This window comes from Paenibacillus sp. FSL H8-0317 (assembly GCF_045040685.1).
Taxonomy (GTDB): Bacteria; Bacillota; Bacilli; order Paenibacillales; family Paenibacillaceae; genus Paenibacillus.
Genome location: NZ_CP150294.1, coordinates 1,785,399 through 1,806,758, shown reverse-complemented (window position 1 = coordinate 1,806,758; position 21,360 = coordinate 1,785,399). Strand labels below are relative to the sequence as shown.

Sequence of the window (21,360 nt, the reverse complement as noted above, 5' to 3'; positions counted from 1 at the left end):
TTGTTCTAATTTATAAAAATACTATTTAGCTTCTTCTCGTAGCATATGAGCCAGTTTGTACATTTCTGCAATGTCATGCCTGTTCTGTTCCTGGAATCTTCGGATCGCCTCATCAATCTCTACTACTTCAACTGCAACCACCTGCTCGCCATCTTCCGGATTCAGCGGATCACCGACAAGTTCAACATCTCCATATCCGATGATTCGTACAAAATGGGGATGCGGGATATGCGGTCGATACGGTTCCAAAGCACTGGATGTGCAATAGAATTGACCAAAGATCTGATAGGACCGCATTTCTGCCCCAAGTTCCTCCATCAGTTCACGCTTCAGTCCATCCATATAATGCTCACCTGCTTCAAGCGTCCCCCCGGGCAGCTCCCAGGCTCCATTATCCAGTTGGAAGATAACACATTGATCCCCGACAAACGGAATGATGCTAATATTACTCACCAGCTTTTCATCCACGATCTCGTTTAATCTAAACTCCGCCTCAATAATTCCCCAATGAATTGACGTACTCAGCGCCGGAAATAGTTCCGCACTCAAGCTACTCATCCGCACCCGATCCTCTCTATCTAATTCCTCTATTCTTCCAATTATAGTCGAAAACACAGAAAGAAGGCCACCTTCCCACCGGGGAATACGTGACCCTCTTCTTACGCTCTCTGCCCTTAAGCCTTGAATCAGTGTTCTCTCCAGACTCTCAGACCATTCTCCTTCTAATGCTGCACCAGTTTCCCATTTTCCAAAAAAAGAACCCGGCTACAGAGCGGCAAAATCCGCTCATCATGCGTAACCATCACTGCACTCTTGCCCTGCTCTTTCACGAGCCGTGCAATCATGCCTACAATATCCAGCCCACGTTCCGCATCCAGACTGGCTGTTGGTTCATCCGCGAGTAGGACAGCCGGATCGTTCATCAACGCCCGTGCAATGGCGACCCGCTGACGTTCTCCGCCAGACAGCTTCTCTGCATATGCCTTCCTCCGATGGGTCAACCCCACCGTATCCAGCAGCTCATCCACTCGCTTCTCCGCCTTATTTTTATCCGTTCCGGCGAGCTTTGCGACCACCATCAGTTGTTCTTCTACTTTCAGATACGGAATGAGGTTGGCACTTTGAAAAATAAAGCCTAGCTGCTGAAGCCGCATATCGGATATTTCCTGTTTGCCTTTACCCATAATTGAGGCCCCATCCAGTAGAACCTGCCCCTCCGTAGGTTCAAGAAGTGCGCCAGCAATGGACAGGAATGTACTTTTACCCGAGCCGGAAGGCCCCATTACGGCCACAAGTTCCCCTTCGGCAACCTCAAGGTCCAGTTTGTCCAGAATCGTGCGTTTGCTGCCGCCATCTTCAAAGGTCTGTGTAATTCCCTGCAATACCAATCGGTTTCTCATGCTGCTGTCCTCCCAATCGCATCAAGTGCATCAATTTTGGTAACCTTCCACACCGAGAATAACGAACCCGCCACAGACATGAGTATGAATAATACACAGGTCAGTGCGAGGGTGGACAAGCCTAATTGAAACGGCATCGATGCTGGTAGAATGGACTCGAACAGTCGAACCAACAGTACGCTAATGACCAGACTGCCAACCGACAGAACTAATACTTGTAACGAAACACTACCCGCCAGATAACCATTCCGTGTTCCGATGGCTTTTAATATCCCGAACTGACTCGTTTTCTGAATCGTGATGACATAGAAGAATACCGCAAGTACAAACGCCGAGATGACATATAGAAAAGCGATCATCATGAGCAACGATCCCTGCTCTTCCTTATATCCAGGAATGGCCGATACGGCATCCGACTTTGTGATGACTTCCATATTAGGCATTGCAGCACTCAGGCGGTCTACCTGATCGCCCCCATCCTTAATCGCAATAGCATTGTATATCGGAGCATTGGCATTGGTGTCTGCTGAACCTTGCGAAGTTCGTGAACCTCCTTGAAGCGTAAGCCATTCCTGTTCATTCAAGAACACTACTGGGGAGTGACTGAATGATTCATTTTGTACAAATCCACCAACGGTCCACTCCGCTCCCGAAGCTTGATCGACCAAGACGGTGCCAATTGTGACACCAGATTCAGACAGCTTATGGTCCACCACAACCTGCCCGTTCGTCTGATCCGTAATCGGAGACCCTTCGGTCACCGTTGGAGCAAGCCAACCTTCCGGGTTCACCATGAACAGCGTGACATCGATCTTTTTCGTGTCGCCGGTTGGACTGACGGTTGTCATTTTCACACCGAGTGGCTCAGCGTTCTCTTGCCCTACCACCGAGCGTGCTTGATCAAGCTGATTCTGATCCACTTGTGACCGGGTAAACCGATGATTCGAATCCTGCTCCAGTACAAAGTGGGTTGCTGCCATATTTTTGATCGAAGCTGCGTTATCATACGCCAGCCCCTGTGCAAGACCTGTAACAAATAGTACCAGAAATGAAACCAGTACCATGATTGTAGCAATTAAGGCATACCGCCCTTTGGCATACCTCATTTCCCGAATAGCCAAGTACATGTTCTGTGACCTCCCTCTTGATAACCCAAGTATAGGAGGCGAAAATGAACGGCAAATGAATAACAGATTACATCTGTGGAAGTGTCACGGTGAAGACCGTACCCTCAGGCGAACTGGAAACCTCGATTGTACCGTCATGAATTCGGATAATTTTCTGCACAATGGCAAGTCCAAGCCCGGTTCGTCCGGAAGAACGTTCACGCGCACGGTCCACCCGATAGAATCGATCGAACAGGAAAGGCAGATGCTCCGCAGCAATCCCGTCTCCTGTATCCCGAATCTGAATCACACACTGGTTATCTGTCTGCTCCGCGTGAATCTCGATGCTTCTTCCCTGTGGTAGATGGTTCACCGCATTGCCCAGTAGATTCATCCAAACTTGCATGAGCAGCACTTCATTGCCAACCAGCTGAATGGATTCGGGCACCGATATCCGAAGCAGAAGTTCTTTTTCTTCGAGTTGCCATTGCAGCACCTGAACCGCTTGCCTGAATTGATCTCGCAAAGAGAACTTTACTTTGGACAGATCTTCGTTACCTTGTTCAAGGGAGGACAGGAGAAGCAGTTGTTTGCTGAGCAAGGAGAGATGGCGACTCTCCTCCTCAATGATCGATGCATAGCGCTCCCGTTCCTGTTCAGGCAGATCCCGATCCGCCACCAATTGGGCAAACCCCTGAATCGAGGTCAGCGGCGATTGAATCTCATGGGATACGTTCGATACAAACTGCTGCCGTGCCTGATCTATCCTCTCCAATTCACGACTCATGGTCATGAAATGCTGGGCTAATTGTCCAATCTCATCCCGCCTTGCGGTAGGCAATTTCAGATTATATTTTCCTTGCGCAATCCGCTTGGTTGCCTCGGACAGACGTTCAATGGGACTAACCAGATAGCGGGTACTGATCAGAAAGATCAGGATACTAATACCCACCGTCAATGCTCCAATCAGCGCGAAAAATATACGAAGTTCACCAAATTGCAGTATTACATCAGGGCGCATAAAGAGGGCATAATTCGCATTGCCCAGCTGCAGATGAACACCCACGGTATTGCTTAATTGATTATCGAAGAACCCGGTAATAAACGGTTTGCTTGGAAACTGGGCGACTCCATGGTATACCTCACCATTCAGCACCAGTTCTACAGCTTGCTTGTCCAGATCTTTCTCACGGAATTCGCGGCCATAGAATCGGTCGCTGCCTTTTCCATCCGTCACATAGATTTCATACCCGAGTGCGGCGGCATTGTTCAGATAATCCTCCATCGTGCCGGGTTGCTGTTCCACAAATCGCTTCATTTGCGTCGCGATACCTACCAGCTTCTCGTCATTGAAATCCTTGAGCTTCGTATGATAGTAGAGATTCGACATAAGAAAACCCAATATGCCACTGACCATAATCACTCCAATCGTAATGAGGAATACCCGGACATACAAGGTCCTCAAGGCGTTTTCACCTCCATCTTGTAACCAATCCCCCGGACAGTCTGAATAACGAAATCGTCCGTATAATCGGTAAACCGATCACGCAATCGCTTGATATGTACATCAACGGTACGGTCATCTCCTTCGTAATCTGCTCCCCAGACGAGCCGAATGAGTTCATCCCGCGAGAACAAACGGCCCGGAAACTGGGCCAGCTGTGAAAGTAATTCAAATTCTTTCATTGGCAAAAAGAGAATGGATTGCCCATCGGTAACCTCCACATTGTTTCGGTCAATGACGATCCGGTTCATACGGATGATATCGCTGGATGTGCGATGGTACCGACGAAATAACGCCTTTACCCGGTAGACCAGTTCTTCCGGTTCAAATGGCTTGGTCACATATTCATCTGTTCCTTTCAAATAACCATCTCTCTTGTCAGATAGCTGATCTCGTGCCGTCAGCAACATAATTGGAATATCGTAGTGCTGCCGAATGTAATCACATAACTCCAGTCCGTCCATGCCGGGCATCATCACATCGAGGATCGCCAGATCGATCGGCGTTTCTTGCATCAGTTTGACCGCTGCCAATCCATCCTGCGCTTCATGGACCCGATACCCTTCCTTAGTCATGACATGCCGCAGGAGTGCTCGAATATTGGCATCATCGTCTGCCAGCAGCAGATGTTTCATATCGTTGTCCGCCCTTCTATGTAGCGAGTATATCTCACTTTGATCCTGCACAGATGGTAGCATAAAAGCAATCTTATTCGCCAGCACATGCATGGAGACACCCTGGACATGTTTATATTTTCTTAAATCTGGTTGACACTACTAAGAGGCAGAACTATAATAAATCCATAACATATGAACGAACGCTCATATATTCATTTGTAGATGATCACACATTGCCAAGAATCATCTATATTCCACACTAGAAATCATATTACATAACGGAGCTTCGCTCCAAAGGAGAGGATTTATATGTCTGGACATCATCAAAATCATAACCAAGGGCACGATCATGGACACGACCACGCTCACACCACCAATAACAAGAAAGTCCTGTTGTTTTCCTTCATTATTATTACCATCTATATGATCGTTGAAGCCATTGGTGGATTCATCACCAACAGTCTCGCGCTTATCTCGGATGCAGGTCATATGTTGTCCGATTCCATTGCGCTCGGGATCGCTTTGCTGGCGTTCACCTTTGGTGAAAAAGCGGTAAATACCGGCAAAACCTACGGCTACAGAAGATTTGAAATTTTGGCCGCTACGTTAAACGGAATTACGTTAATCGCCATTGCACTCTACATTTTCTACGAAGCGATTGGGCGTTTTATCAACCCGCCAGAAGTCGCAACCGTAGGCATGTTAATCATCAGCGTCATTGGATTGCTCATCAATATTCTGGTGGCCTGGATCATGATGCGAGGTAGTGATACAGAGAATAACCTGAATATGCGCGGGGCTTATCTCCATGTCATCAGCGACATGCTGGGATCGGTTGGGGCCATTGCGGCAGCACTGCTCATGATGTTCTTTGGCTGGGGTTGGGCCGATCCACTAGCGAGTGTAATTGTCGCGGCGTTGGTATTACGAAGTGGTTTCTATGTCACCAAATCATCCCTGCATATTTTAATGGAAGGCACTCCAGCCAATGTCGATGTGAATGAACTGGTGCAGACCATCAAACAAGTCGATGGCGTCAAAGGCGTTCATGATGTGCATGTCTGGTCCATTACCAGTAACCTGAATGCGCTGACCGCTCATATCGTGGTGGATGGAACGATGGATGTCTATGCATCCGAGATCCTGGTTCAGAAGATTGAACATATGCTGGAGCATAAAGAAATCAAACATGTGACGCTCCAAGTGGAATCCGAAAAACATCTGCATGATACCTCGGTATTATGTACGGTCAAAGGTGACGCACCAGATGCTCATGCACATCATCACCATTGAGATGAGTACAAAATATAGTTATAACAAAAACAGGGCAGATTCCCGTTAAAGGGAACGCCCTGATTTTTTGTTTAGAGAATTTCATTTTTTGCATGAATAGAAAATGGAATGACCTTTACCTTACCGCAGCAGGCTTTGAACTACCTGTATCTGGAGAGTAACTTCTCTTTCTTCTGATCGAATTCATATTCTGATATGATATTTTTCTCTTTTAATTCACCCAACTGTAACAGTTGTTCATGCACATTCACAGGGGTCTTTTTTCTCTTGCTAGATATGATTAGAGCTAGAATTGAGAAAAGCAGACCATACAGGACAGCCAAAATTCCCATTCCTGCTGCGGCTTCCGAACTTTCCAAGAAAGCTACTAAAAAGAAAAAATTAAGTACGTACCAAATAAGACTGATGATCGATAATGCTTTCAATGAATGTTCCTCCTAAAGATTATGTACGTTTCTATTCAAAATCAGAAAAGGTCGGTCAGAGCACTAAATATTAACCTCTTCCCAGTTTATAATGACGTATCCAAGCTGAAACAACAGGATAACAATATAACTGATGTTGATTCCCAAACTGGTCTTAACTTTCTTAATCTGATCAAAGAAATCTTCTTTGTTCATTTTTCCGCGTTCCAGCTTGGACTTCAGCTTTTGTTTTTCTTTCCATAACATGTAGAACTCAAGTACAGCAAATACTCCCCATGCCAATGGATATACCAGCAACACTGCATTAGCAACTGACAACAGCATAAGGGAACCTTCTTCCAAACCTTTCTCAATTCCTAATTTGAAACTTATATGCACACTCAAGGTCAGAATGACTAAACCAAAACCTATAAAACTTAAATACGGTGTAAATTTGTTGCTTCGCATGTGCTCTTCCTTTCCGGCAATCTCCATTTGTCTAGTGACTGTTTCATTCAAGATTGCAGATTCACTGTAGCCCAAATACTCAACTTCATTAATCTCCGCCACCACCACAAGATGAACAGCTGGATGAGCTGCAAGAAGAGTCGGAAGATGATCCCGAGGATGATCCAGATCCTCCCGAGGAACTGCTACTGTCGGTACATTGATCCGCATAACAGCTGGAACTGCTCGTGCAGCCACTGCTTGACGAGGAACCATAGGCTGCCTTTTCCTGTGGAAGAATTTCCTGCTCCAGTCGGCCCATGTGTAACCCATATGTCGACTCGTTATGCATGGAGTAATACACCATGGCGCTAGCCATGACGAGAGCTACATCGCTACTTCCGGAAGATGCTGGAGATAGCTCTTCTTCACTTAGCGTTGCGGATCTACGTAGTTGATCAATCAAGTAGGCAATCACCTGAGCAGCTTCAGGATCTTCCTGCATGCGTCTGGCATGAAACAGTTCATTCACCAGTTCAGATTGATCTCCCTGTGCGATCAGCTTCTGTACATCACTGGATAATGGGTAAGTGAAAAAATCACCCCAGATTGCAGCACTGTAGGGGGTGAACTCAAATAATTGACAGTACACCCAATCAAACCATGCTCGTGCTCCTGGCGTTTCACGGCGGGTGATTGCCGGCTCATGGTGCACCGTGGAACCCATGAATTCTTCACAAAAATCAGCGTAAGATTTCGTAAACATCAGCATCTCATGCCACAAATCATCAACTTCATCACTGAACATGGGCACCTGCTTAAGTAATGAAGCCATAATGAAATATCGCTTAAGCTCTATCAATTTCCACCGATACTCCAGCGTTTTCATGTGAGGATATTCCTGTTGAATTCGGATCTTGAGTTTATTGGCAAAATGCTTATTGTAACTCTTCTCCAATTGAAGAATGGTTTGCTGATAAGAGACTTCTTCTCGAAGTCCAAGATTCAATGGTGCTTTTTTTCGTCTGTACGTCACTTTCGTCTGTTTTCTGCGTCTTCCTGCTGGACGGAAAATCTTGAGCTTACGTCGAACCAAATAGGCTGTTACAACTAATAAAACTGCTGCAAGGTAGTAGTAGATCGGCATAAATAAACCGCTCCTCTCCGTTGATCTTCTCTATGTAGGGTTAAGCTATCATTAGTATAAATGAGGAACGGCAGTAATTCATAGAGCCCTTTGGCATACATGCCAGGGCTCTCGTTTAGTATATTCTATTGTTGCTCATTGTTATGAAATGGCAATGATTATACTGGTTATCAGCATCAACAACGTTACGGGCGCCCAGATTCTTCGTTCCCATACACTTCTCGTAATCAGATTTAATATGGTCCCCAGCACCAAATACCCAACGATAAACCAAATTGCGATATCTGAGAATGAAGACCATCCTGGCAAAAGCAATCCTGATTTACTCAGAACAATGATACCCATGAATGCCAAAATTGCAATCTGAACTATGCAGGCAAAACGCATGGAGATGGGGTATTTCCCGGGAAACTTCCCACCCATGGCGTACTCTCCCCATGGCAACCCGGCAGCCAATGCAATCTGAAAGAGAATCACGATCATAATCAAGACGGTGAATACGATTGCTGATGTCAATACAATCATGACCACACTCCAATACTCAAAGTGGCAGCAGAATCACTCCCATAATAGGGATACCTTATTTTCCAATCGTAGATCCTTCATTCTCTACAGAAATGCAAACCTGATTGTTCTCTAAATTATACAGGATATAGCACTAAATCATACTTCCTTTTTCGCCTCATTTTTACCCGTTAAGCTGAGTCATCATTTCTTTCATATAACGTGTTCCATGGACCTCATTTTGAGGACTTACCTTTTCAATGCGAGCTAAGTCATCAGGTGTCAGTTCAATCGTTGCAGCCTTCGCGTTTTCCTCCAAATATTTGATTCGTTTCGTTCCCGGAATCGGCAATGCGTTATTAGCCATTGTCCAAGCTAAAGCCAATTGTGCAGGCGTACAACTCTTCTCCATCGCAATCTCTTTGATTTTATCCACAACTTCTATATTTTTGGCGAAATTGTCTCCTTGGAACCTCGGCATATATCTGCGCAGATCATTAATATCCAAATCTTCGAATTTCCGTATCTCCCCCGAGATAAACCCTCTGCTTAATGGACTGTATGCAATATGAGTAATATTCAATTCTCTCGCAGTCGGTAGAATCTCGTCCTCAATATCCCGGCTCCACAGGGAATATTCGCTCTGCAACGCAGAGATTGGATGAACGGCGTGTGCACGGCGTAACGTGGAAGCCGATGCTTCCGACAAGCCAAGGCAGCGGACTTTCCCCTCTTTAACCAAATCAGCCATCGCGCCAACCGTTTCCTCAATCGGAATCTGAGGATCTACCCTGTGTTGGTAATACAGATCAATATAGTCGGTGTCCAGCCTGCGAAGACTTGCTTCTATAGCCTTTTTCACGTAATCCGGATGACCATTCAACGTCTCATAGTTTGGGGTATACGCAAATTTGGTAGCAATAATGGCCTGATCGCGACGTCCCTTCAGCGCTTTCCCCAGTAGTTCTTCATTATGACCATTCCCATACACATCAGCTGTATCCAGCAGTGTAACGCCAATCTCCAGCGCGTGATGGATGGTCTTTATTGACTCCTCATCATTGGTTTCGCCGTACATCCCCGGAGACATGCCCATAATTCCCAGTCCAATTGAAGATACGACGATATCGCTATTTCCCAGCACTCTTTGCTTCATATCTCCATCTCTCCATCCGTTAATATTAGTTTTTGCCGATGCTTTCCATTTGATCTAGCAACTTGCTCTCTGAAGGAAGCTTTCCTTTTTCTATGTCTTCATAGATGGTCAATTTGTTATTCACCGCTGCAAGTGCTTCGGCAATTTCAAGTTGGCGGCGATGTAATTCCTCTTTATATTCGTGAAGGATTGCTTTCCGTTGTGGAATCGTTGAATCACCATCCAGCGCCAGACTAACCATATGTTTCAGTGTAGCTACCTTCATACCCGTTGCCCGGAAACAAGACATCAGTCTCATCCAATCCAGATGTTCTTCCTCGAACATCCGATTTCCATGTTGATCCCGTTGAATGTAAGGGAGCAGTCCCTCCTTCTCGTAGTAACGAATTTTATGTGCAGGACAACCCAGCCGCTCCGAAGCTTCTTTTATCGAGAAAGCCATACTGCTGACTCCTCCTTTATGTTCATTTTTGGATGCATTTGGCCGGTTCTTTTACATCCTAAGGCTTAATGTTCACATTAAGGCAAGCACAAATTTCAAAAAAATTAAATGAACTGACGTTCACTATTTTTAACAAATGGAGGACATAGCACACGCTTCAGTACTGAGAAATAACGAATAGAGGAGATTATGTCGAAAGATCGGTGAAAAGTTGATATTCAGAGGAAAAGAGTTTGGAGATGCTGGCTACTGTTTCGCTTACTTTAATCGCTAGGGCCATAAAGTACCCGAGCTTGATCACAGTTCAACGGTTTGGTAAAAGGTACTTCCAAGAAGTATTCCAGCTGCCATTGCTGCGTTTTTAAAGCCTGCTTACTTGCTGGCTTGTCCCAAGGCGGATATACACGTATGGCCCGCTTGCCACCTTTTCCTTGATCCGATAGGATATCTCGCTGCAACAATACATGCTTCGGAAATACAAATTGACCAAAGTTGCTACCTGTGCGCGTACTAATGACATACACATCTGCTGGATCTGATACATCATATGGCTGTGTCGTTCCATCCTCACCCCGCTGCCACAGAGTGACAAATTGTCCAAGCTTGGTTGGTGTGGTTTTGGCGACGCGGAATCGAATGGAGAGAGAATTTATGGTGAACACATATGCCCCATATTCAGCATTTTGTGCTTCTTCATGCGGTTGTGAGCAACCAAAGCCACACTTGTCATAGATAAGTTCTTTACTGGCAAGTAAGTCGCCATGAAGCATCTCGGAGGTCGTCCAAGAATTCGGACGATTCAAAAACCTTTTGTTATCCAACTTGTGATATCTCTCCTGTCTTGTATAGTCTGATCTAAGGCATTTACGATAGCTGTAAAAAGTTTGTTAGTTCAAAGTTCCTGACATAATCGCTTCCATTCATGCCAAGCCTTCAAATACTCAGGCAGATCATCCGGATGATGCTTGTTACTCAGTCCAATTCGGCAATATAGATGGAGCAGAGCTTCCTCTATTAATCTGGATTTATCCATTTCCACTTGTTCCAGAAGTTCGAATGTAGCAAATAATGTTTCGGTGTTGATATCATCTGGCGAGGAGCTAAAAGCATACAAGAAATCATAGAGGATAGGTCCAACCATTGGAGATGGATCAATGACGCCGATGAGTTCATTTTGATCATATACAAAATTATGAACCCCCGTATCGCCATGTAAAAGAAACTTCTCTTCTTCCTCATGAAAGAGACGATCCACTTTGGATTGAACCAGATTATAATCATCTGTTGTTAAAATACTTCCGATATTCATTTTTGCCTCATGAATACTAATCTGATTGAATTCTTTCCAGGTCCTCTGTGGGAACTCTATTCTGCCCCATGATTTCGTATCTGAAGAACGCACATATGTATTGAACAGCTCGTTCACCAGACGAGTTAACCAGTCTCTTTTCTGTCCCCGGTTGAAATGGGTCGTGCCCTCCATATACGTATAGATAAAATAAGTGTTATCCGGATCAGTCAACAAAACTTCAGGCAGTAACGAAGAATTCTTATACGTATCCAAAAACTGCTGGGCGATGTGAATCTGTTCGGGTTCATCTGATTTCAGAATATAGTGCCTGTTCAGACCTGTACTCAACCGATAAACACGTCCAGCTGTGGTACCTGACAAACTTTGAATTTCAGATATTTCTTCGTTGATATGATGCATCTTGAATAAGTTATTGATCTCATTTATCGTTGGATTGATTAACATGTGGTTCTCCTCATATAACTAGGATCTTGATTCATTTGTTGAAGATAAGGTGAGTGAGTTTAGATTTTAATCGCACAGTCGGTTGGTTTATCTTTCAAAATGGGCTCGTTCTTCTTGGTTGGAGCTAAAAATATAATCTGGATACTGGTTTGCCATGGGTGGAAGCTGATCCTCGGAGAAAAACTGTAGATCCTTCATTTCTTCATTATCGGGCGTGAGTTGCCCAGATTTGATCCTGCATTCAAATACGATAGTCAAATATTCAACCTGATGACTATTAGGATATGTAAACCTTTGTTCTTCACCCCCGTATACTCCGATAATTTTCTCCGGTTCTACAACCAGACCTGTCTCTTCCAGTGCCTCTCTTGCCATCGCTTGAGCCGGTGTCTCACCAAGCTCAATTGCTCCGGCTATCAGCCCCCAGGTTGATTCGTTATGTTTACGACCGAACAGAATCTCCCCTTGTTCATTTCGGATAATCCCAGCTACCCCCGGCATAAAAATAAGCTCGTTTCCGATCTTTTCCCTGAGGTTTTTGTAATAGTCTGACATGCCCATACACAGTTACCTCCTGTCTTTTAATTACTGAATTCTCTTCCATGAAGGATCCATTGTACGGCATCCCAAATATCCTCTGCGATATAATCAGGTTCGGTCTCCGTCCATTTGTCTCTGAATTTGGTTAATGAAGATTCCCCCCAACCTGTTCTCACCATGATCTTGGTCGCTCCTACGGCATGGGCAGCAAGCATGTCTGTATCTCCTACATCTCCAATAACGATGCATTTGGATAAATCCAGACCGAGTTCCTCTGAGGCCTGTAATAACATTCCGGGTTTAGGCTTTCTGCAGCTGCATTCTTGCTCATGCGGACATATATAGGAGTGATCGAATCCGTACTCCCGAAATTGCTCTTCAAAATCCTCAACACTGGCTTCTCCACGTGAGATTCGATATTGATTCGTAAAAGCCAGCACCATAATTCCTTCTCGTTTCAAAAGCATAATTGCTTCTTGAGCATGTGGGTATAATCTGAAATCTCTCGGATGAATAAAATGACCTGTACCACCGATGGTTCCATCTCTGTCTATAAAAACAGCTTGTACGTTCCCCTGTGGCTTCATCATGGTCTGTTCCTTTCTCAGAAAATTATTAAGTAGTTCATCTAAACTTTCTCGTCAATAATATGTTTGCTGTCATCTTGCTGCTTATTATTTTGCTGTTTTTTGATTTCTGTTTTCAGATAGTGCACTTCTTTGATTAGTACATCCAGCTTTTGCGATGTTTTAGATGAATCTATCGCATAACGTACAATTGCTGCAAAGATAAGAACGACAATTAAACTTATAATTGAGATCACTAAAGTCCAGATAAATTCAAAAATGGTGTCCAACTCCTTGTTGACTTAAACATGTTTATTAGTTAATAGTACCATTTTGTTGAAAATAACATAAAGGAAATGTCCTTTTTTAATTCTTCAAAAACCCCCTTAACCATAGATTAGCGAATCGATCGAGTTGTATATTCTATTTTCTAATGTAAAATCAAGTAATTGGTGGGCCGTCAGTCTGTTGAATCCTCGGTAAATCTCGTCCTGACCCTATTTCAAAATAGTGTACGCTATTTCATTCTTTTCCTCACGAAGCTTAAGCTTACACTATACTTCCTCAGACTGTTCTTCATACGATTCCAGCCACAGGGTATTGCTTTGAAAACCCTCCACAATGACTTCCACATGGAAATTCTCCTAAAGATGCACCAAACTCTGTTAACTAAACGTTTCGGCTCTCTCCTGTAACAAAATCTGCCTAATACTATGCTTCTATCCCTCCAATTTTATATTTGAATTTAGATAAAAACCTCCCTTTTTAGATATTTTCCGTAAAATAATTACAAATAAATCCATCATTCTTGTTGAATTATAAACTTACACAATGTATAATATGGGTGATTTTCCCTATTAAGGAGAGGGAAGGAATTGAAATAAAATAGACTATTTTTCTGAGGAGGATTTACACGTATGAAGAAAGTCATGAGTATTCTTTTGTCCTTTGCATTGATTCTAATGTTAAATATTCCTGTTTATGCTGAAAATGGTTCTAATGATGCCCTCACGAAGTACTTAGGGACCTCAATGCCAATAAAACAATTCGATAAAGTATATGGTAGTAAAAACAGTGATTCTCATGTAAACAAATTACAAAGTTCAGATGCCTCACTATTCCTTAATGAGATAAAAATTGATCAAGAGAACATTAGCTTCAATGCTGAAATTGAGTATAACAACTCAAAAAAGATATTAAATGCTAGTGGTAGTTTACGTAATAGTTACAAAAATGAAGATGGTATTAACAGTACCGTTGGAGAACTAATTGATCAAAGTAATGAATTCAATGTTCTTCTTTTTGAAATCTATAATGATGTTCAACCCACTAAAAATTTAATAAATAAAGAACTTGAAACTCAACCACATGTAAAATTATATCTAACTGATAGAGAATCAAACATCTTGCTTTTTGAATTAGAAATTCCTGAATCTCTAACTAGTATCGAGACAAGTAACTTTACTCCATCTGATCCAAAACACGATTTGTTTTGGTTTGTCAATGTTGTGAGTCCATCTGAACAAAAGGAAACTCCAGTAGATGATACTATGCTTAGAATTATAGCTGAAAATGAAAATGATCTCTTTTCTCCAGCAGCAGTAGGTAGTTTTACAGATTGGGTACATCCCACAACCTACAGTAACACTTATTATGTAGCAGGCGATGAAATCAAAAATTTCTCACTTCCTTATGGCTCTTGGAAATCATTAAACGTTACACCGTCCTCAACTTGGGTAAATAGTTTTAAAATAGCTGAGCACGTTACGGTTAATGGAAAAAAAACAAATGCTGAAAACCTGTTCACATACAAAAATGTTAAACTTACAACTGGGGTAGGTGCATATTCTTCTATTGATAGATCATTTATTGATGGGAGTATGGTCGGAAAGGGGTCCGGATCAGCTTTAGCAATGAAAATCGCTGAAACTGTTTGGTCAAAAATAAATGTTGTTGGGCTCCCTTCATTAACTAACATAAAAAGCTGGATAACTGCTTCAAACCAAGCCCTTACAAGTAAAAACGTAACTTTAGGTAGCTCAAATGTCAGATTAAGTACTAATCCTGCTGCAGTATCTGGTATTTCTTCAGACAATTATACGCTCCATAAAAATACTGGTAGCAATACCGGGCACTATTTGACACTTCAGAGTGATGTACAGTTTAATGGAAATCCGGGACAATCTGCTTCTGCTGCCAATGGTGTGATGTTCGTTAGGTGGGATACCTATTTTAATGGTTCAAAATATAATTCGGGTCAAAAAACACTTGAGTTCCAGTATAAAGTGAATAATTAAGCATATAAGTTTAAGATAGCATAGACTTTGCAAGGAGAAGTGGACATACCCTTTATATTTTGTAATCTTTAATGTGCTACTTCTCCTTGCAATTCACTTATCATAAGTTTTAAGTTTATAATTGACAAAATACTTAAGTGAGAGGAGCCTAAGATGAAACTAAAAAAAAATATATCTATTATTATGAATGTGTCATTAACATTGTTTCTTATTGCATTAACGGTGTTTTCTATTCACCAATACAAGCTTCAAACCTCGTATAAAGATTATTTATCGCAAAATTTATCCTATGATATCATAACCTTGGCACAAGCTATTGAATCCAATAATAAGTTATATGAACAACTATTACAGACAGACACATCAACAAGTGATATTCGTATTGCGCTTAATGTCCTCTATAACAATTACAGATCAATAGCTTCCATAGCTGGCACTTATTCTTCGATGTATAATCAATTCCAAGATTTTAACGAATCTGCCTCATTGGATATTGAAAATTTATCAAGTTCTACTATTAATATGAGGGATTTTTTACAAAATGTTATGGAAAAAAACAGTCTAATCGACTCAAAAATTAAGACGGTTTTGGAAAAAGAGTATGCTTCAAATTCTAAATGGCTACAAGTTATTGAACAGAGTGAACTATTTTTAGTTAAAGAAAATGGGGAAATTAGTTTTAATAAAGATGAAAATTTATCTATTAATGATTTAACTTGGGTTAACTTCTTCAAAGAATTGGAGGCTAAAACTAGCAATAGTTAAAGAAAATTATAAGTCACTTGTCCCCTTCACTATACTCCGTAGACTCCATTTCCGCATAAGTGAATGTACATCTTGCAGAAGTGGAGCCTAAAACAAGTTAATGCCAGCGAAATACTTTTCATGAGTCTCGGGATGACTAATATTTTGAACTGCCCGATACAAAAACATTAGTTTCAACTATAGTTATTACACCTTTTTGGAATAACCTTTATTTCAGCCGTACTCTTCCTCTACAAGAATATCAGCACAGCGAACAATCAATTCAGGCATATTCTCCCCACCAAATAGAACATGAAGTTCATATCCGTTATCGATTCGATACAACTCTTGATACAGCCAGTAACTGCCTACAATATCACCCTCTTGCTTGATGATTTCGGGTGCAACCAGCGTGAGTTTATTTATATTGGTGAAGCCTCCACGGGTGTCAAAACGAATAACCACTTCATCCATCGTCAACAGTTCCGTTACCGTACAATCATGATATTGAACCCGACTATGTATTTCATCGGGGATATTCTGTGCCATCATCACTTCTCTAAATTCTTTCGATGTGTGTTCCACACGTCTCCAATTGTGTGCACTCTGTTTCTTCAATTGCTGTAGTATCTCTCTCGTGCAATATCCCAAAGTAAACACACGAATATCCGCAATTTGTTCAACGATTTCCTGTGGCAGATGTTCCGCCTTGTATTGAAAACTCGACTCCATCGATTCTTTGTACTCTTCCTTGCATTTCTTCTCATCAAACGGAGGACGCACATCATATTCTGCAATGAGTTTCTCGATATGCGCTCTTTGTTCTGGCTGCATGTGAAATACGATCTGATCCTCTTCTGTCACTTCTTCCTCACCGAAAGCTTTGTCTACGCGAGTAAGTACTTGACCATCATGCTCCAGCATGTAACGTGGGTCCAAGTTATATAACTCTCGCTCCTGTTTCACATGCGCTTTTTCCTTTCTTTTATACAGCCTTAAAAATAGATTTTCATCGAACTCGTAAGCTCCGTTATGTACTCTTAAACCAAAATGAAAATGTGTCTGCTGACAAAGCTCATACCATTCTTTCGTTAGATATCTCATGGGCATCTCTCCTGCTGATTTATAGAATCTACTTTGCTATTAAAGCATAGACCTCTTTAATTTGTGACGAGAATTAAGCTGCACTTCCTCAACGATTCCTTATATTCACAAACGCACTGCTCTACCCCAATGTTTGAAAAAATTTGTGTTTGATCTCTTTGTCGTTTCGCGCCGCCCATTCATGCACTGCTTCTACGCCTGCAGACTCCTGACCTCGTTGAAAATAAAAACATAGATCCATCGGCACTAAACGTTTACCATAGAGTTTGATGCCAATCCGTCTGTAATTCATATAAATACACTCAATCTGGGATGCATCATATCTCTGATGTTTCATAGAAATCACATGATCGCTTTCCAGCGTAATACTGGGTTTAGTGAAAAACAAACGCCAGAGCAGAAAAACGATATAACCGAGAATAAAGGTCAATATAACGATTAGGAAGTACTTCATAATACCATTTTCATCATAAATAATATTTCTGAAAAACATAGCTTCAATGACCAACATACATAATAGGCTCAACCATGCTCTTGGATAAATCGTCTTGTATGTGATGAGTTCCACCTCCTAATTATTCTGACCATTAATCCGAAGCCACTCGGAAGGGGCTTTTCTGACAAAATGCTTTTCAACAAAATCCAAAATATCATCAATTCCGGGTAATGCCGTATTTTCTTTAGCTTCGTCAAACGTCATCCATTGGTACTCGATATGTTCATGATTTAACCGGACAACCTGGCTTTCATCCACATATCCTACGAATACGGGAGCGGTATAGATATACTCCCCCATGAGTGAATAATATTGTTCGAATTGATTGGCAGAATACAACCGGACTTCCGTAATACCTGTTTCCTCATGAACTTCTCTGAGTGCAGCTTCCCATGCCTTCTCGCCCTTTTCTATCCCGCCGCCAACATAACACCACTCGTTATGCAACATACGACCAGCCCGCTTTAGCATCAGTACACGGTATTGATCGAGGCTTTTCTTCAATAGAACTACAGCCACGCCTTCACAACGAATGGGAACTGCCTGTTTCATGTGCTCTGCACCATCCACCTTCTCGTGCCCCTCTCTTCAACTTTCCTGAGAATCGAAATCCTCCAATACTTTAAACCTGTCCCCGTGGATTTTGTCCAGATGCTCTTCTCCCCAATAACATAAATGGTCCAGCGCGGGCTTGAGTCCCCATCCGTAGTCCGTCAACTCATATTCCACTTTGGGAGGCACCTCCGAATATACCTTGCGCTGTACGATCTCATCCTTTTCAAGTCCTCTGAGCTGCGTTGTCAGCATCTTCTGCGTAATGTCCGGTATTAACCGCCGAAGCTCCGACGTGCGTTTCCGTCCGGTCATCAAATGATAAATAATCAAAGGCTTCCACTTCCCACCCATTACTTCCAAGGCCGCTTCCACGCCTACTTTATATTTTTTTGGAGCACTCGTTTCTCCATGTTCTGTCATTTTTGAACCCCTCCATAATCAGGCTGTATCCCAAGTGAAAATATAAACTTTTTGCTGCTCTTCTTTCTATTATTTAAGCCCATTTCGAGGCATCCATTTAGGGTACTTTGATGTTCCTATGGCACTTCATTCTTCCTATAGAACATCAAAGTGCGTACTTCCAGATGTTTTCATACCTGTTTATAATAGCATCAGCCATTGATTTATGGCTACAAGACTGCAATGCAGAAAGGTAGTGAAAGATAAGATGAACGTACTCGTTGTAGTATCCCACCCAAGAAAAGACTCCTTGACCTTTCAGGTAGCTCAACGTTTTGCACAGGGACTAACCGAGGCTGGTCACGGTTATGAGATATTGGATTTGCATGGGATTGGCTTTGACCCGATTCTCCGAGAGATGGATGAACCAGACTATACCCAAGAAAATCAGGTGTTCTCACCTGAAGTTGAAACAGAAATGGAGCGATTGAAGAAACACGATGCTGTGGCTTTTGTGTTTCCTCTCTGGTGGTGGCATCTGCCAGCCATGTTGAAAGGTTATGTAGATCGTGTCATGAACAACGGATTTGCCTACGGCGCGAACAAGCTCCCTCATCAGCAGATATTGTGGATCGCTCTTTCGGGTGTGACGGAAGAACAGATGCAGAAGCGCAACTATGGTCAATCAATCGCCAACCTGCTCAATGTGGGTATTGCCGATTACTGTGGGGTGTCCCAATCGAGGGTTGAGTATTTATATGAAACGTTGGAATCCAAGCCTGAGCATTATGAGGCACTGCTGAACCAAGCACATCACTTGGGACTGAACTATGCCAACGATATTCCGACTTCATGATCGTATAAAAAAAAGGTATGACCCTGACCCGAATATGAATTCTGAAGTTTAGTGGTACGTTCAATGGCGAATCATTACGCTTGAACACGGCAAAAAGGTCGCTCCGAAGAGCGACCCTGCCTGTGTGTCTTGCATTATTTTACTGTCGAGAGAAGAAACTTCTCCAGCATAGAGATATCGGTAATACTATGGTTGCAAGCTGTGTTATCCATGCATACGTACTGGGCAATGGAAGAAAAGTTGTCCGGCGAATGAGCCTTGGTCTTCACGTTGAAGAATCCAAGCTCCTGATGACGATGACAGAACATGCAATACCCTTTTTTGTTCGTGGGTGTAATCCGTCCCTCAATACCGAGGAACCTGCCTTTGTGCGGGTACACGATGAACAAACGGCTCGTCGCAATGTCAGTCCATCTCAGATAGGTTGTGTGTGCGTAATCGATGGATTCGAGATCGGGCACTTTGAGCTTCTTGGCCTTTGGAAACAACTTCTGAATCTGCTTCGCTGATACTTGCGGATATGGAATCAGATATGATTCAAGCTGGTTCAGATACGTCTGCAATTCATGTGTCGTCTCATACGTGGATAACTGCTCCAGCAGTTGCTTCTGCTCCCGAGTGAGTTCATCGAAGATGCTCACCGCATTTGTGCCGACCGTATAACGGACGGTTTCCAATACTTTTGGATCCACAACCGAGCGTAGCGTTTTGAGCAGGAAATCAGCTTGTTTTTGAATATAATTAAATTGATGATTGTGAATAAATGGTGTTTGCATGGCGTTCAGCCCCTTATTTTTATTGGAAGAACAAATAAGGTGCAAAGCCTGCGGGATGTAACATTATGTTGATATTGATTTCAGGGCAACAATCTCATTTTTGTCGCGCCCTACACAAAGTCCGCCCCTATTCAGGCTTTGCGTAAGGCTTTCTAGCGAACGAGCAATCCGGCATCATCCATATTGCCACGTCATAACCCCCAATACGATAGATATATCGAAATTATAACAGGGCAGCATAGTGTAGGCAACGGGCTCCGTTCCAATTTCCTCTGTTCAAGAAATATGATTGCATCTCAGGCTTTCTTCCCATTTTCCACGAAATGATCTTCTGCTGACTGCTCAATGGCCTCCTGAAGCAAGAGCAGGATTGGAGCTGTAACGGACAATTACAAAGTTAATACCGCCTGTACTTCACCACATGCCAATATTTCACCTGTTTGAATAAAACCAAGAGAGTCATAAATTTTCTTCGCAACGACATTTTCAGGTTTGTAGGTGAGTTCTACAACTTTGGCTTTTCCTCGTGGAAAAGTCCTCGCATACTCGATTGCTTTTACTACCATTTCTTTACCATATCCCTTACCTTGATATCGCTGGTCAATCATCATCTTAAAGATGCCATAACTGCTATAATCAAAATTGCCATCTCCGTCATCATAGTACATCGAAATAAAACCTACCATATTGTCTTCCTTATAGACTGCAAAAGTAATAATAATCTGCCCCTCATCTGAGGCAACGTACGCTTCAGCAAGTGCATGTTGGTTCGAGGATATGAATCTTTGTTGGTCTGGAGTGACTTTAAGTTCAATACATTCGATAAAATTATCCCAAGTTATTCTTCTAAATTCCATTTTGAATTCCCTCCTGCACTTATCGCCATTACCACTTTCTTCCTATTTTGTTGCACTAATATAGCTCAATTTAAAAATACGATCATACATATATGTGTAAGAATCGTCATATTCAATTGCCTTTTTTCTCTCTTGGTAAAAAGACTTTAATCTTTCCTTGTCCCCGGTATTAACATAGGCTATTAACTCAATACTTGCTTTTTTATATGCCTCCACACTATAACCCGCATCAGAAAAATCAAAGGAATTATCGTCTTGTACTGGAGTAAATACCTCTGGGCGGATCCAGACCTTAGATTCGGTCTTCTGTGGTGCGCTTGTCGCTGCAAAAGCAAGAGAAGCACTTACTAACGACAAAGCAAGAGTAACGATTATCATTTTTTTCACTTCGTAA

The 21,360-nt window shown here is 42.5% G+C and carries 26 protein-coding genes; 4 read left to right on the top strand and 22 right to left on the bottom strand.

Features of this window, described 5'->3' with window-relative positions; all coding sequences use genetic code 11:
* Window positions 1-21 precede the first annotated feature (21 nt).
* From MHB43_RS08250 to MHB43_RS08230, 5 genes are all read right to left on the bottom strand, one after another.
* On the bottom strand, window positions 22-558 hold the full coding sequence (locus MHB43_RS08250) for an NUDIX hydrolase (protein ID WP_405131704.1): 537 nt from the start codon (window positions 556-558) through the stop codon (window positions 22-24).
* A gap of 164 nt (window positions 559-722) precedes the next feature.
* Window positions 723-1,400, bottom strand: coding sequence for an ABC transporter ATP-binding protein (locus MHB43_RS08245; RefSeq protein WP_405131703.1), 678 nt, complete (start codon window positions 1,398-1,400; stop codon window positions 723-725).
* Window positions 1,397-2,527 (bottom strand): ABC transporter permease, encoded by a 1,131-nt coding sequence (locus tag MHB43_RS08240; protein WP_405131702.1) that lies wholly within the window; start codon window positions 2,525-2,527, stop codon window positions 1,397-1,399. The genes MHB43_RS08245 and MHB43_RS08240 overlap by 4 nt, the downstream gene beginning before the upstream one ends.
* A gap of 67 nt (window positions 2,528-2,594) precedes the next feature.
* Window positions 2,595-3,971, bottom strand: coding sequence for an ATP-binding protein (locus MHB43_RS08235; RefSeq protein WP_405131701.1), 1,377 nt, complete (start codon window positions 3,969-3,971; stop codon window positions 2,595-2,597).
* A complete protein-coding gene (locus MHB43_RS08230) occupies window positions 3,968-4,645 on the bottom strand; it encodes a response regulator transcription factor (protein ID WP_405131700.1) in 678 nt (225 codons plus the stop codon). The genes MHB43_RS08235 and MHB43_RS08230 overlap by 4 nt, the downstream gene beginning before the upstream one ends.
* A 291-nt stretch (window positions 4,646-4,936) precedes the next feature.
* Here MHB43_RS08230 and MHB43_RS08225 point away from each other — a divergent pair, with 291 nt between their 5' ends.
* On the top strand, window positions 4,937-5,920 hold the full coding sequence (locus tag MHB43_RS08225) for a cation diffusion facilitator family transporter (protein WP_405131699.1): 984 nt from the start codon (window positions 4,937-4,939) through the stop codon (window positions 5,918-5,920).
* A gap of 140 nt (window positions 5,921-6,060) precedes the next feature.
* Here MHB43_RS08225 and MHB43_RS08220 read toward each other — a convergent pair whose 3' ends face one another.
* From MHB43_RS08220 to MHB43_RS08175, 10 genes are all read right to left on the bottom strand, one after another.
* Window positions 6,061-6,345: an SHOCT domain-containing protein gene (locus tag MHB43_RS08220; RefSeq protein WP_405131698.1), complete on the bottom strand. Its 285-nt coding sequence runs from the start codon at window positions 6,343-6,345 to the stop codon at window positions 6,061-6,063.
* A 63-nt stretch (window positions 6,346-6,408) separates the two neighbouring features.
* A complete protein-coding gene (locus MHB43_RS08215) occupies window positions 6,409-6,792 on the bottom strand; it encodes a hypothetical protein (protein WP_405131697.1) in 384 nt (127 codons plus the stop codon).
* Between the two features lie 88 nt (window positions 6,793-6,880).
* Window positions 6,881-7,918: a hypothetical protein gene (locus MHB43_RS08210; protein WP_405131696.1), complete on the bottom strand. Its 1,038-nt coding sequence runs from the start codon at window positions 7,916-7,918 to the stop codon at window positions 6,881-6,883.
* A 141-nt stretch (window positions 7,919-8,059) separates the two neighbouring features.
* On the bottom strand, window positions 8,060-8,443 hold the full coding sequence (locus tag MHB43_RS08205; RefSeq protein WP_405131695.1) for a hypothetical protein: 384 nt from the start codon (window positions 8,441-8,443) through the stop codon (window positions 8,060-8,062).
* Between the two features lie 163 nt (window positions 8,444-8,606).
* On the bottom strand, window positions 8,607-9,578 hold the full coding sequence (locus tag MHB43_RS08200; protein ID WP_405131694.1) for an aldo/keto reductase: 972 nt from the start codon (window positions 9,576-9,578) through the stop codon (window positions 8,607-8,609).
* A 25-nt stretch (window positions 9,579-9,603) separates the two neighbouring features.
* Entirely contained in the window at window positions 9,604-10,020 is a 417-nt protein-coding gene (locus MHB43_RS08195) for a MerR family transcriptional regulator (protein ID WP_221822636.1), read from the bottom strand.
* A gap of 263 nt (window positions 10,021-10,283) precedes the next feature.
* Window positions 10,284-10,841, bottom strand: coding sequence for a MepB family protein (locus MHB43_RS08190; RefSeq protein ID WP_339183198.1), 558 nt, complete (start codon window positions 10,839-10,841; stop codon window positions 10,284-10,286).
* Between the two features lie 71 nt (window positions 10,842-10,912).
* Window positions 10,913-11,776 carry a phosphotransferase gene (locus MHB43_RS08185; protein ID WP_405131693.1) on the bottom strand — a complete coding sequence of 288 codons (864 nt, stop codon included), beginning with the start codon at window positions 11,774-11,776 and terminating at the stop codon, window positions 10,913-10,915.
* A gap of 87 nt (window positions 11,777-11,863) precedes the next feature.
* Window positions 11,864-12,337: an NUDIX domain-containing protein gene (locus tag MHB43_RS08180; RefSeq protein ID WP_405131692.1), complete on the bottom strand. Its 474-nt coding sequence runs from the start codon at window positions 12,335-12,337 to the stop codon at window positions 11,864-11,866.
* Window positions 12,338-12,357: 20 nt separating this feature from the next.
* A complete protein-coding gene (locus MHB43_RS08175; protein WP_405131691.1) occupies window positions 12,358-12,906 on the bottom strand; it encodes an HAD-IIIA family hydrolase in 549 nt (182 codons plus the stop codon).
* An 893-nt stretch (window positions 12,907-13,799) separates the two neighbouring features.
* Here MHB43_RS08175 and MHB43_RS08170 point away from each other — a divergent pair.
* Both MHB43_RS08170 and MHB43_RS08165 read left to right on the top strand, forming a co-directional pair.
* Window positions 13,800-15,179 (top strand): hypothetical protein, encoded by a 1,380-nt coding sequence (locus MHB43_RS08170; RefSeq protein WP_405131690.1) that lies wholly within the window; start codon window positions 13,800-13,802, stop codon window positions 15,177-15,179.
* 153 nt (window positions 15,180-15,332) lie between these two features.
* Entirely contained in the window at window positions 15,333-15,944 is a 612-nt protein-coding gene (locus MHB43_RS08165; RefSeq protein WP_405131689.1) for a hypothetical protein, read from the top strand.
* A gap of 213 nt (window positions 15,945-16,157) precedes the next feature.
* Here MHB43_RS08165 and MHB43_RS08160 read toward each other — a convergent pair whose 3' ends face one another.
* From MHB43_RS08160 to MHB43_RS08145, 4 genes are all read right to left on the bottom strand, one after another.
* Window positions 16,158-17,027 carry a DUF4085 family protein gene (locus tag MHB43_RS08160; RefSeq protein WP_405131688.1) on the bottom strand — a complete coding sequence of 290 codons (870 nt, stop codon included), beginning with the start codon at window positions 17,025-17,027 and terminating at the stop codon, window positions 16,158-16,160.
* Window positions 17,028-17,148: 121 nt separating this feature from the next.
* Window positions 17,149-17,538, bottom strand: a complete 390-nt coding sequence (locus tag MHB43_RS08155) for a hypothetical protein (RefSeq protein WP_405131687.1) — start codon at window positions 17,536-17,538, stop codon at window positions 17,149-17,151.
* A gap of 60 nt (window positions 17,539-17,598) precedes the next feature.
* Complete coding sequence (locus MHB43_RS08150; RefSeq protein WP_405131686.1) at window positions 17,599-18,075, bottom strand: NUDIX pyrophosphatase; 477 nt, start codon at window positions 18,073-18,075, stop codon at window positions 17,599-17,601.
* Between the two features lie 36 nt (window positions 18,076-18,111).
* The gene (locus MHB43_RS08145; protein WP_076209362.1) at window positions 18,112-18,498 is read right to left on the bottom strand and encodes a helix-turn-helix domain-containing protein; all 387 of its coding nucleotides are present in this window, start codon (window positions 18,496-18,498) and stop codon (window positions 18,112-18,114) included.
* A 247-nt stretch (window positions 18,499-18,745) separates the two neighbouring features.
* Here MHB43_RS08145 and MHB43_RS08140 point away from each other — a divergent pair, with 247 nt between their 5' ends.
* Window positions 18,746-19,333, top strand: a complete 588-nt coding sequence (locus tag MHB43_RS08140) for an NAD(P)H oxidoreductase (RefSeq protein WP_405132407.1) — start codon at window positions 18,746-18,748, stop codon at window positions 19,331-19,333.
* A gap of 134 nt (window positions 19,334-19,467) precedes the next feature.
* On the opposite strand, the gene MHB43_RS08135 is transcribed toward MHB43_RS08140, so the two are convergent.
* The 3 genes from MHB43_RS08135 to MHB43_RS08125 form a co-directional block, all read right to left on the bottom strand.
* Window positions 19,468-20,109 carry a FusB/FusC family EF-G-binding protein gene (locus tag MHB43_RS08135; protein WP_405131685.1) on the bottom strand — a complete coding sequence of 214 codons (642 nt, stop codon included), beginning with the start codon at window positions 20,107-20,109 and terminating at the stop codon, window positions 19,468-19,470.
* A 389-nt stretch (window positions 20,110-20,498) separates the two neighbouring features.
* Window positions 20,499-20,966, bottom strand: a complete 468-nt coding sequence (locus tag MHB43_RS08130; protein ID WP_076252701.1) for a GNAT family N-acetyltransferase — start codon at window positions 20,964-20,966, stop codon at window positions 20,499-20,501.
* A 42-nt stretch (window positions 20,967-21,008) separates the two neighbouring features.
* On the bottom strand, window positions 21,009-21,353 hold the full coding sequence (locus MHB43_RS08125; RefSeq protein ID WP_339183186.1) for a hypothetical protein: 345 nt from the start codon (window positions 21,351-21,353) through the stop codon (window positions 21,009-21,011).
* Between the last annotated feature and the right edge of the window lie 7 nt (window positions 21,354-21,360).